We start from the raw sequence: 12,048 nt of genomic DNA, 5'->3' as shown, positions 1-12,048 counted from the left end.
GGAAACACGTCCCGGGAGCCGCCGCATGTCGTGGCCGGCGTACCCCTTCGTGCGGCCGACTTGCCAGGGGGTACCCGCAGGTGTGCTCTGGAACCTGGGGGCGAGGAGAGAGGAGCACTCTCATGGCTCAAGCGGCACCCACGACCGGCGGTATGCCCCGGCGCGGCCCCACGCCCGACATCTTCAGCCCGCACACCCACGTCATGGCCAGGCTGGCCTTCCCGATCGTGACCGGTCTGATCTACGGCTACTGGGCTGCCGCGAACCGGCGCAGCGGCGCGCCCGTCACCGGCTGGAACCTGCTGTTCGGCTTCGTGACCGCGCTCGTCTTCGCGGTGGTGCTGTTCGGCGTGCTGACGATCGGCCCGCGGCTGCGGCGGGAGGTGCACGCGCTGATGTGGACGGCGTTCATCGGGATCGCCTTCGGCTTCCTGTACAGCCAGAGCGGAGAGTCGATCCTGCGCTCCACCGGCATGTCCCTGGCGGTCGCGGCGGTGACCTTCATCGTGATGTTCTACCGGTTCTACACGCACGAGGACGCGGTGGGCCATCGCGTCCGATGACCGCTCCCGCCCGCGCGTGGGCCCCGGCCGTGCCGGCCGGGGCCCACGCGTTCCCCTTTTTCCCTCACGGGTTGTTTCCCCTCACCGGCCGCCGGGCCGCCCGGGGGCACCCGGCGACATCCCTGCGAAGCCGCTCCGGCCGTCAGGCCGGGCACGAGACCTCCGCACCACCAGGAAACACCCGTTCGGGCCGGCCCTCCACCGGAGCGCGGCGCCCCAAGGGTTTTCGGCGCCCGGCGGCCCGCCCCCTGACCGCCGTGTCGTCCGTTCGGCTCGACCTGACGCCCCGCCGTGCCCCGGATGCAGTCACCCCGCTCGCCTGACCTGCCCTCAGAGGCTTGCCTGGAAGCGTGCCCCCAGTGCCCTCAGTGCCCACAGGGCCCGCGCGGCCCGTACGGCGCACCCGGGCCGTACGTCTCCGGATGGCCCTGTCGGCCCTGCTGATCGCGCTGTCCTGTCTGCTGCTGCCGTTCGGCGCGCTGGCGGCCTGGGCGGCGTACGGGCTGGCGGACACCGGACAGTACGTCAGCTCGATGGCACCGCTCGCCGACGACCCGGACGTCCGGGACGCCGTGGCGGACACCGTCGGCGAGGGCATCATGCGCGAGGTCGACGTCGGCCGGCCGATGCAGGGCACGGTGGCGCCCTTCGTGCGCGAGGCGGTCCGCTCCTTCACCCAGACCCGGGCGTTCCGGCTGGTCTGGGACGCGGGCAACCGGGCCACCCACGACGCGGTCCTGCGCGCGCTCCAGAACGAGCGCGAGGAGGCCGTGACCGTCGACCTCGCCCCGGTCACCGCCCAGGTCAAGGACCAGCTCACCCAGGACCATGTGCCGCTCGCGGCCCGTATCCCGGTCCAGCACACGGCCGTCGCGGTGCTTCCGGTGGCGGAACTGGACCGGCTCCGGAAGGGGTTCCACGTGCTTGAGGTCGCCGGCTTCTGGCTTCCCGTCACGGCCGTCGTCTTCGCGGTCGGCGGTATCACCATCGCCGTCCACCGCCGCCGTGCGGTGCTGGCGACCGCGCTGGGTACGGCGCTGGGCGGCGCCCTGCTGGGGCTCGCCCTCACCGTCGGCCGCTCACTCACCCTGTCCGGCCTGCCGTCCGACGTCTCGCACCCGGCGGCGGCCGCCGTCTACGACGCCCTGACGTCCACTCTGCGCACCGTCTCCTGGCTGCTCCTGGGCCTGGGCCTGGCGGTGGCCGCGCTGGCCTGGCTCGGCGGACGCGTCCGCCGGGGCCCCGACGAGGAACAGGAACCGGCCCTCGACACGCCCGATTCCTCTTCCCTCAGGGCGGATTCACAGCCTGCCGGGCAGAACATGCCCACCACTATCGGCAACAACACCACGGACCTGTCGGGTGGCTACGCCGACACCACGTACAAGCTCCCCGACTACGACGGCCTGCTGGACTGACGCCCCAAGGGGGGCCGCGCCGCGAGTTCCGCGAGCGTGCGCAGCGCCCCTACCAGCTCGGGCTCGGCCGCCGAGGCGAGCCCGAGCCGTACCGCGTCCGGGGTCCGTTTCGGGTCGACGCGGAAGGCGGTGCCGGGCGTGATCCCGATCCCGTGCGCCGCCGCGGCCGCCGCGAAGCCGTCCGCCCGCCAGGGCGCGGGCAACTCCCACCAGGCGAAGTACCCGCACGGGTCGGCCCGTACGGCGAACCCGTCGAGCACCTCGCGGACGAGCCCCTGCCGCCGCCCGGCCTGCGCCCGCTTGGCCGTGACGAGCCGTGCCACGGTCCCGTCCCCGATCCACCGCACGGCCGCCTCCAGCGCGAACGCCCCCGGCCCCCACCCCCCGGACCGTACGGCCGCCGCCACCGCGTCCACCCGGTCCCGCGGTACGACGGCGAACCCGACGGTGAGGCCGGGTGCGACCCGTTTGGAGAGCGAGTCGACGACGTGCACGAGGCCGGGCGCGAGCACGGCGAGCGGCGGCTCGGGGCCGGTGTGCAGGAACGACCAGACCCGGTCCTCCACGACCGGCAGCGCCAAGTCGGCCACGCACCGGGCAAGTTGGAGTCTCCGCTCGGTCGGTACGGTCAGGGACGTCGGGTTGTGCAGGGTCGGCTGGAGGTAGAGGGCGGAGAGCGGGGCGGACCGGTGCGCGGCACGCACGGACTCGACGACCGGCCCCTGCTCGTCCGTCTCCACCGGGACGAGCGTGACGGAGAGCCGGGCCGCGACCTCCTTGACCAGCGGATACGTCAACGGCTCGACCCCGACCCGGCCACCCGGCCGGACCAGCGAGGCCAGGGTGGCGGCGACGGCCTGCCGGGCGTTGCCGGTGAAGAGGACGCGGCCGGGTTCGGGCCGCCAGTCGCCGGTGGCGAGCAGCGCGGCGACGGCCTCCCGGGCCCGCGGGGTGCCGTCGGCGGCGCCGGTGCGCAGCGCGTCGCCGAGCGCGTCGGGCCGCAGCAGGGGGGCGAGGGCGGGGGCCAGCAGCTCCGGCTGCCCGGGCACGGACGGGTAGTTGAGCTCCAGATTGACGCGGGCGGCGCCGTCCTCGACCAGCGCCCGCCCCCGTGGGGTGACCTCGGTGGCCCGGACGAAGGTGCCGCGCCCGACCTCGCCCACCACCAGCCCGCGCCGCACCAGTTCGGCGTACACCCGCCCGGCGGTCGAGGCGGCGATCCCGTGCCGTCGCGCGAACGCCCGCTGCGGAGGCAGCCGTTGCCCGGCCCGCAACCGCCCCCGCGCGATGTCCAGCGCGATCCGGTCGGCGATCCCCCGGAAGTCGTCCACGCCCCGTCCCCCCGTCCACATTGCACCGAGGGCAAAGATCTTATTGCACCGAGAAGTCGGCGGCGCCTAGGGTCGTCCGCATGCCCCCCTTCCTCGCATACGACGACATTGACCCCCAAACCTCGCGCACCCCCTTGCTCCTGATCCACGGCCACCCCTTCGACCGCACGATGTGGCACCCCCAGCGCACCGCCTTCGCCCCCTACCGCCGGGTCATCGCCCCCGACCTGCGCGGCTACGGGGCCTCCCCGGTCACCCCCGGGCGCACCCCGCTCTCCCGCTTCGCGGCGGACCTCGAGGACCTCCTCGACGCGCTGGACGTACGGACCTGCGTCGTCGCGGGCCTGTCGATGGGCGGCCAGATCGCGATGGAGTGCTACGACCGGTTCGGCGCCGACCGCCTGCGCGGCCTGGTCCTGGCGGACACGTTCCCCGCCCCGGAGACACCGCAGGGCAGGCGGGACCGCGACGCCATGGCCGACCGCCTGCTCCGCGAGGGCATGCGGGGCTATGCCGACGAGGTCCTGGAGAAGATGGTCGCGCCCTACGCCCGCCCGGAGGTGAAGGCCCACGTGCACCGCATGATGACGGCCACCGACCCCGAGGGCGCGGCGGCGGCCCTGCGCGGCCGGGCCGAACGCCCCGACTACCGCCCCCTGCTGGCGAAGGTCACGGTCCCGGCCCTGGTGGTGGTCGGCACCGACGACGAGTACACCCCCGTCTCCGACGCCGAGGCCATGCACACCCTCCTCCCCGACGCCACCCTCCGGATCATCGACGCGGCGGCCCACCTGCCGAACCTGGAACAGCCGACGGAGTTCAACCGGGCGCTGGGGGAGTTCCTGGCGCGCGTCGACGGGGGATCGTGACGTCGCTCACGTGACACACCCGAGCGTGGCTGAACGCATGGCGTGCCTCCTCCGTGAAGGGTGATCCGTGAGTGATGCCCTACCCGGCCCGCCGCCCTCTCAGCCACGGATTCCACCCCGTCCGGCGTTCGAGGACGACCGGCGCCCGTTGCCCGTTGCCCACGGTTGTCGGACACCGACCACCGCGCCCTCGTCGGGGACATCCCACTTCACCAGCAGCGGCGCCGATAATGGGCGTATGTCCCGCGAGTTCCCCATCGGCCTCACCCCTCCCGACTGGCTGGTAAGGAACCTCCGGCCCCAGCAGGCCCCACCCCTCAACTGGCCCGCCCTCGCCCGCGCCGCCCTCGGCATGACCCTCCCCCTCACCATCGGACTCGCCGTCGGACAGCCCGCGTACGGCGCGCTCGCCTCCATGGGTGCCCTGTCCGGGGTCATCGGCGACACCGCCGACGCCTACCGGATGCGGATCCTCAACATCGCGGTCCCCCAGCTCTTCGGCGCCGTCGGCGTCACCGCCGGCGCGCTGGTCTACGGCCAGGGCTGGCTGACGGTCGTCGTCATCACCGGCATCGCGCTGATCTCCGGGATGATCTCGACGATCGGCGCGGTCTCCTCCGTATCCGGCCTCCTCCTCCTGCTCAACTCCGTGATCGGCGCGGGCCTGCCGCTGCCCGGCGCCTGGTGGCTGACCCCGGTCCTGATGACCGGCGGCGGCCTGCTGGTCCTCCTCCTCGCCCTGCTGGCCTGGCCGCTGCGCTCGGGCGTACCGGAACGCTCGGCGGTCGCCGCCACCTACCGCACGGTCGCCGCCCAGCTCACGGCCATCGGCACCGCCGACGCCGAGGAGTACGACCGCGCCCGGCACACCGTCACCCAGTCGCTGAACCAGTCGTACGACCTGATCCTGGCCCGGCGCGCCCGGTACCGCGGCCGCAGCCGGGACCTCACCCGCATGCTGGCCCAGCTGAACGCGATCACCCCAGTGGTGGAGGCCGTCCCCGCCGCCCGGCTCGCCGGAAAACCGCTGCCGCCCGAGATCCCCGCGGCGATGCACCGCATCGCCGACGCCATCGACACCGGCTACACGGGCCCGATAGGACTCGACCTCCCCGAGCCGCGCAGCGAGACCGCCCGGGCCGTCGACCACGCCCTGCGGCACATCGCCGAGGTCGCCACCAGCCCCGACGTCGACCCGCGCGGCATCGACGACCGCCTCGGCCGCCCCGCCGCCCTCGGCATCCGCACCGCCCGCGCCGCCCGCAACGTCGTGCTGTCCGCCAACTCCTGGCGCTACGGCATCCGCCTGGCCCTGTGCATCGGCATCGCGCAGGCGCTGGTGTCCCTGGTGCCGGTCCCGCGCTCCTACTGGGTCGCCCTCACCGTCACCTTCGTCCTCAAGCCCGACTTCGGCTCGGTCTTCTCCCGGGCGCTGCTGCGCGCCCTGGGCACGGTGGGGGGCCTGGGGGTGGCGGCGACCGTCCTCACCCTGGTCCCGCGCGGCTGGCCGGACGTCCCGGTGATGCTGCTCCTGGCCCCGCTGGTCCCCGCCCTCACCCCCCGGGGCTACGGCTTCCAGACCGCCGCGATCACCCCGGTGATCCTGCTCCTCTCCGACGTACTGAACCACCAGGGCACCGGCCTGCTCCTGCCCCGCCTCCTGGACTCCCTGATGGGCTGCGCCATCGCGCTCGTCGCCGGGTATCTGCTCTGGCCGGAGAGCTGGCGCACCCGGGTCGGCGACCGGCTCGCCGACGCGGTGGCGGACACCGCGGACTATGTCGACCTGGCCTTCGAGGTGGGCGCGGAGCCGGGCGCCCGCGCCCGGATGCGCCGCCGTCTCTACCGCGACCTGTCCACCATCCGTACGGAGTTCCAGCGCGCCCTGACCGAGCCGCCGCCCACCGGCCGCCGCGCCGCGGCCTGGTGGCCGCTCGTCGTCGCCGTGGAACGCATCGTCGACGCGACGACGGCGGCCCGGGTCCGGGTACGGCACGGAGCACCGCCGCCGCCCCGGGCCGAGGTGGACCAGATCGCCCTGCGACTACGCGAGTTGGCGGAAGGCGTCCGCGAGGCGGACACCCTGGTCGCGGTCCGCACGGACCTCACGGGCCCACCGGACAGCGTCCTGGAACCCCTGCGCCAGGAGGTGGCGGCGGCATGGGCGATCGCGTCCCCGCACTGAGCCCCGCGTGCCGCACGGCCCCCGGCACCCGCCGGTCCCGCACCAGCGGGCGTTCGCGCTTTACTCTCCCCTTGCGACCCCTTGGCGCGAGCGTGACCTGAGGGCGGAGTCGTGTACATGAAGAGCCGCCGAATGAACGAGGGGTGAACCAAGGGGAACCGGAGGGGAGTTGAGAACGGGCCGGAACTCGACCGCCGTACGCCCGACAGGAGTCATCGACCCTCCCCAAGATCGCAACCTGGGGCCGCTAACCTTACGTGTCCGTCCTGGCCAGCGATTGACGGGTATCAACTCACGCGAAGGGTTGCGCACATGGGCATTCTCACTCTCCTGCGGAACGCATTCGGCCGGTCGCGAAAGCCGCGCCCCGCCGAGGCAGAGGGTGCAGACCAGCTCCCCTCGCAGCCGACGCCGGCACCGGCGCCGAAGCAGGAAACACCGGAACCGGCCACCCCGGCGGTGGTCCCGGAACCCCGCCCGGGGGACACCGACGAGCACGATCTGGTAACGGCTGCTTTCGACAACGTGACCGTCCCGAAGCAGGCGTCACGCACGATCGAACCGGAGATCGAGGTCCCCGGGGAGGCATCGGCGGAGCCGGAGGCACCGGCTGAGGCCGAGGCCGAGATTGAGGCCGAGATTGAGGCGTCGGCGGAGCCGGAGGCACCGAAGGCATCGGCGGTGCCAGAGGCATCGGCCGAGGCCGTGGCCGAGGTTCAGGGGGAGGCGGCGGCCGAGCCGGAGGCGTCGGCGGAGACCGAGGTTGAGGCGCCGGCCGAGGCAGAAGCGTCGACTGAGCCGGAGTCCGAGCCTGAGCTCGAGGCCACGCCGGTCGTTACGCCGGACGCCGAAGCCGTACCGGTGGCCGAGGCGAAGGCCGAGACCGAGACCGAGACCGAGGCTGAAGTCACTGCGGAGCCGGTGGCGAGGACCGAGGCCCAGGCCGACGCTGAGCCCGTGGCCGAGGTAGCGGCTGAGCCGGAAGCCGAGGTCGAGCCGGTCGCGGAGCCGGAGGCCGAGGCGGCTGTCGAGCCGTCGCCGCATGCCGAGGACAAGGCTGAGGCGGAGCCGGAGACCGTGATCGAGCCGACGCCGGAGCCCGCGGCCGAACCGGTCGCCGAGGCGGTGGTCGAGCCGTCGCCCGAACCCGAGCCGGAGGTAGAGTCCGTGCCGGTCGCGGAGGCCGGGTCCGCCGCGCCCGCCGAGCCCGAGAGCACCCCGGCCGAGACCACCCCGGCCGAGACGGCCGAGGCCGAGGCCGAGGACGAGCCCGCACCGGCGACCGCCGAGACGAACACCGCCCCCGAGCCGAAGGTCTCCCAGGAGGCCGAGGGCGAACCGGCCGCCGAGACGCTCACGGAGCCCACCCCCGAAGCCGCTCCGACCGGCACCCCGGAACCCGCCGAAGCCACCGCGGCCGACGCCCCGGAACCCGCCGCGGCCGCCGACGGCGAATCCGCCCCGCAGGGGCCACCCGCACCCGACAACGAAACTGTCACGGGTGGTGCGGGCGGGAACGACCCCGCCGAAGGCGAAGCCGAGGCCGCCGCCGACGACGCCGCGGCGACCGCCCTCGCCAAGGCCGGCCTCACCGGCACCCACGCCACCACCTACCTCGTCCTCGACCGCTCCGCGAGCATGCGCGCGTACTACAAGGACGGCTCCGCCCAGGCCCTCGCCGACCAGACCCTCGCCCTCGCCAGCCACCTCACCCCGGCCGCGGACACCCCCACCGTCCACGTGGTCTTCTTCTCCACCGAGGTCGACGGCACCACCGACCTCACCCCGGCCTCCCCCGAGAACGCGATCGACGCGGCACACGCCGGCCTCGGCCGCATGGGCCGCACCAGCTACCACGCCGCCGTGGAAGCCGTACTCGCCCACTACGACAAGAACGCCACCCCCGGCGCCCCCGCCCTCGTCATCTTCCAGACCGACGGCGCCCCCGACGCCAAGACCCCCGCCACCCAGTCCCTCACCGAGGCCGCGAAGTCCCACCCCTCGGTGTTCTTCTCCTTCGTCGCGTTCGGCGAGCACGAGAACAAGGCCTTCGACTACCTCCGCAAGCTGAAGACCGACAACACGGCCTTCTTCCACGCGGGCCCGACCCCCCTGGAACTCACGGACGCGGAGGTCTACGACGGCGTCCTGATCGACTGGCGCCCGTAGCACCTGTCTCTCCCATGCCGCCCGTCTCTCACCCCGTAAAACGGGAGGCGGGCGGCATACACATGTCGGCTACGATTTCAAGGTTCGCAAAACCAGCAACGAATCCGACCTGGGAGCAGCCCCCGATGGCTCGACACCTCATCACCAGCGCCCTTCCGTACATCAACGGGATCAAGCACCTGGGCAACATGGTGGGGTCCATGCTCCCGGCGGACGTGTACTCCCGGTACCTCCGCCAGCGCGGCCACGACGTCCTCTACATCTGCGCGACGGACGAGCACGGCACCCCCGCCGAACTCGCCGCGAAGGAGCAGGGCCTCCCGGTCGACGAGTTCTGCGCCCAGGCGCACGACGCGCAGAAGGCGGTCTACGACGGCTTCGCACTCGCGTTCGACTACTTCGGCCGCAGCTCCAGCCCCGAGAACCGCGAGATCACCCAGCACTTCGCCCGCAAGCTCCACCAGAACGGCTTCATCGAGGAGCGGGCGATCCGCCAGGTGTACTCCCCGGTCGACGGCCGCTTCCTCCCGGACCGCTACGTCGAGGGCACCTGCCCGCACTGCGGCTACGACAAGGCCCGCGGCGACCAGTGCGAGAACTGCACCCGCGTGCTGGACCCGACCGACCTGATCAACCCGCGCTCGGCGATCTCCGGCTCCACGGACCTGGAGATCCGCGAGACCAAGCACCTCTTCCTCCTCCAGTCCAAGCTGGAGAACGAGGTCCGCGAGTGGGTCTCCCAGCACGACAGGGACTGGCCGCAGCTGGCCTCCTCGATCGCCCACAAGTGGCTGACCGAGGGCCTGCACGACCGGGCGATCACCCGTGACCTGGACTGGGGTGTCCCGGTCCCGGCCGACACCTGGCCGGAGCTGGCGGCGGAGGGCAAGGTCTTCTACGTCTGGTTCGACGCCCCGATCGAGTACATCGGCGCGACGAAGGAGTGGGCCGACCAGGACCCGTCCACCCGGGACTGGAAGTCGTGGTGGTACGACGTCGACAACGACGTCCGCTACACGGAGTTCATGGCGAAGGACAACGTCCCCTTCCACACGGTGATGTTCCCGGCCACCGAACTCGGCGTGCGCGAGCCGTGGAAGAAGGTCGACTACGTCAAGGCCTTCAACTGGCTGACGTACTACGGCGGCAAGTTCTCGACCTCGCAGAAGCGCGGCGTCTTCACCGACCAGGCCCTGGCGATCCTCCCCGCCGACTACTGGCGCTACTTCCTGATCGCCAACGCACCCGAGTCGGACGACTCCTCCTTCACCTGGGAGCACTTCACGGCCACCGTGAACAAGGACCTCGCCGACACCCTCGGCAACTTCGTCAACCGCGTCCTGTCCTTCTCCAAGAAGCGCTTCGGCGAGGAGGTCCCGGCCGGCGGCGAGCCCGGCGAGGCGGAGGCGAAGCTGGGCGAGGAGATCTCGGCCCTCCTCGCCGAGTACGAGGCGCAGATGGAGTCCCTCCAGTTCCGCAAGGCCGCGGCGGCCCTCCGCGCCCTCTGGTCGGCCGGCAACTCCTACCTGGAGGAGAAGGCCCCCTGGCTGGAGATCAAGACCGACAAGGACGGCGCGGCCCTGACCCTGCGCACGGCGATGAACCTGATCCACCTCTACGCGGTCGTCTCGGAACCCTTCATCCCGGCCACGGCGAAGACGATGCGCGAGGCGTTCGCCCTCGCCGACGACACCGCGACCTGGGTCACCGCCGACGAGGCGAAGGCACTGACCGCCGTCCCGGCGGGCACCCCCTTCACCGTGCCCGCGGTCCTGTTCGCGAAGCTCACGGACGAGGACCTGGAGACGTACAAGACCCGCTTCGGCGGCGAGACCGCCGCGTAAGCCCCGCACGCACCACCGAAGGCCCGGCAGGAGGACCCCCTCCCGCCGGGCCTTCGGCGTGAGGTAAGTCCCAGGAAAGAGACCTATGAGTCTCTTACTCCTCCTTCACCGTGCGTTTACTTCCGGGATAGTGTGCCGTTCGTGAAACGCATCCTGATCCGTTCCGGGAAGAGCCCGTTCCGTGTCGCCACTCCGGCGGAGTTCATCCACCAGGACCTGATCGGGACGAATACCGGAAACCTGCTCTTCAGCGACTCGGCCCACAAGATGCTGACCACCCCGGACACCGAGGTGACGTCCAACGGCATCCGCACCGACCCCTCCGCCCGCCGTGCCGCGGAGATCAACGAGCAGTACGACGTCTTCGTCGTCCCGCTCGCCAACGCCTTCCGCCCGACCTTCCAGACCTCCCTGGACCGGCTCTCGACCCTGATCGAGCAACTCACCATCCCGGTCGTGGTGTTCGGCGTCGGCGCACAGGCCCCCGCGGACTACGACACCGGCTGGCTGAAGCCCATGGCGGACTCGGTCCGCCGCTTCGCCCGCGCCGTCCTGGACCGCTCCGCCTCCATCGGCGTACGCGGCGAGCTGACCTCGGACTACCTCAAGGGCCTCGGCTTCCACGACGTCGACATCATCGGCTGCCCGTCGATGTTCCTGTACGGCGACACCTTCCCGGAGATCCGGGCCACGGAGCTGGGCGCCGGCTCACGCATCGCCCTCAACCTCTCGCCGGACGCGATACCCGTCGGCGACATAGCGGGCCTGGCACGGCACGCGTGGGAGCGCTACCCCCACCTCACCTACTACGCGCAGAACACCGTCGACGCGGAACTGCTGATGTGGGGCGACACCTCGCCGGAGTCCGGGCACACGGACCCCTTCCCGCTCCAGCTCAGCCACGCCCTGCTCCAGGAGAACAAGGTCCGCATGCCGCTGGACCCGGCCACCTGGATCGACGAACTGCGCGGCTACGACTTCGCCTACGGCACCCGTATCCACGGCAATGTCGCCGCCCTGCTGGCCGGCACCCCGAGCGTGGTCCTCACCCACGACTCACGCACCCTCGAACTGTGCCGCTACTTCGACATCCCGCACCGCCCGCTCACCGAACTGGGCGCCGGCACCGACCCGCGGGAGCTGTACGAGGACGCCGACTTCTCCGCGATGCTCAAGGGGCACGGGGAGCGCTTCGAGCGCATCATCGCCTTCCTCGACCGCAACGAACTCCAGAACACCTACACCCACGGCGACGGCGGTGCCGCCTTCGACGCCCGGCTGGCCGCTCTCGACCTGCCCGCGTCGATGCCGGTCTGGGACGGCGGGGACGACGGCCAGATGCGGTACCGGATCAGCCGGCTGCGCGAGCGGATCACCGCGGCCGACACGAAGGCCGCCCAGCACGCCAAGGAGAACAAGGAGCTGCGCAACCGGCTGGCCACCGCCGAGAAGCGCGCGGCCGAGACGACCCGCCGGCTCGACGCCCTCCGCAAGGAAATGACCGCCGTCACCCAGCAGTTGTCCGCGGTGGAGCGCCGGGTCACCGGCATCGACAAGCGGCTACTGGTCCGCCTGGGCCCGGCCCTGCGCCGCCGGATGCCCCGACCGAAGCCCCAGTCCCCGAAGGACTGACCACCGCCCCGCGGGCGCGGCCCCCGGCCCCCGGATC

At 72.3% G+C, this 12,048-nt stretch carries 8 protein-coding genes; 7 read left to right on the top strand and 1 reads right to left on the bottom strand.

Annotated elements, in window-relative coordinates; genetic code table 11:
• Positions 1–122 precede the first annotated feature (122 nt).
• Complete coding sequence (locus AB0N16_RS17960) at positions 123–563, top strand: hypothetical protein (protein ID WP_365797666.1); 441 nt, start codon at positions 123–125, stop codon at positions 561–563.
• 422 nt (positions 564–985) lie between these two features.
• Positions 986–1,981: a hypothetical protein gene (locus AB0N16_RS17955; RefSeq protein WP_365797899.1), complete on the top strand. Its 996-nt coding sequence runs from the start codon at positions 986–988 to the stop codon at positions 1,979–1,981.
• Here AB0N16_RS17955 and AB0N16_RS17950 read toward each other — a convergent pair.
• Complete coding sequence (locus AB0N16_RS17950) at positions 1,960–3,312, bottom strand: PLP-dependent aminotransferase family protein (protein WP_365797664.1); 1,353 nt, start codon at positions 3,310–3,312, stop codon at positions 1,960–1,962. The two genes, AB0N16_RS17955 and AB0N16_RS17950, sit on opposite strands and share 22 nt — an antisense overlap.
• Before the next feature lie 80 nt (positions 3,313–3,392).
• Here AB0N16_RS17950 and AB0N16_RS17945 point away from each other — a divergent pair, with 80 nt between their 5' ends.
• The 5 genes from AB0N16_RS17945 (at position 3,393) to AB0N16_RS17925 (ending at position 12,011) form a co-directional block, all read left to right on the top strand.
• Positions 3,393–4,181, top strand: a complete 789-nt coding sequence (locus tag AB0N16_RS17945; RefSeq protein WP_365797662.1) for an alpha/beta fold hydrolase — start codon at positions 3,393–3,395, stop codon at positions 4,179–4,181.
• Between the two features lie 238 nt (positions 4,182–4,419).
• Positions 4,420–6,366, top strand: a complete 1,947-nt coding sequence (locus AB0N16_RS17940; protein ID WP_365797660.1) for an FUSC family protein — start codon at positions 4,420–4,422, stop codon at positions 6,364–6,366.
• Between the two features lie 312 nt (positions 6,367–6,678).
• Positions 6,679–8,535: a VWA domain-containing protein gene (locus tag AB0N16_RS17935; protein WP_365797658.1), complete on the top strand. Its 1,857-nt coding sequence runs from the start codon at positions 6,679–6,681 to the stop codon at positions 8,533–8,535.
• 125 nt (positions 8,536–8,660) lie between these two features.
• The gene (metG, locus tag AB0N16_RS17930; RefSeq protein WP_365797656.1) at positions 8,661–10,379 is read left to right on the top strand and encodes a methionine--tRNA ligase; all 1,719 of its coding nucleotides are present in this window, start codon (positions 8,661–8,663) and stop codon (positions 10,377–10,379) included.
• 141 nt (positions 10,380–10,520) lie between these two features.
• The gene (locus tag AB0N16_RS17925; RefSeq protein ID WP_365797654.1) at positions 10,521–12,011 is read left to right on the top strand and encodes a polysaccharide pyruvyl transferase family protein; all 1,491 of its coding nucleotides are present in this window, start codon (positions 10,521–10,523) and stop codon (positions 12,009–12,011) included.
• The last annotated feature ends 37 nt before the right edge of the window (positions 12,012–12,048 follow it).

This window comes from Streptomyces sp. NPDC051105 (assembly GCF_040682795.1).
Taxonomy (GTDB): domain Bacteria; phylum Actinomycetota; class Actinomycetes; order Streptomycetales; family Streptomycetaceae; genus Streptomyces.
The sequence above is the reverse complement of the archived record's forward strand: the minus strand, read 5'-3'. Positions and strand labels throughout refer to the sequence as shown.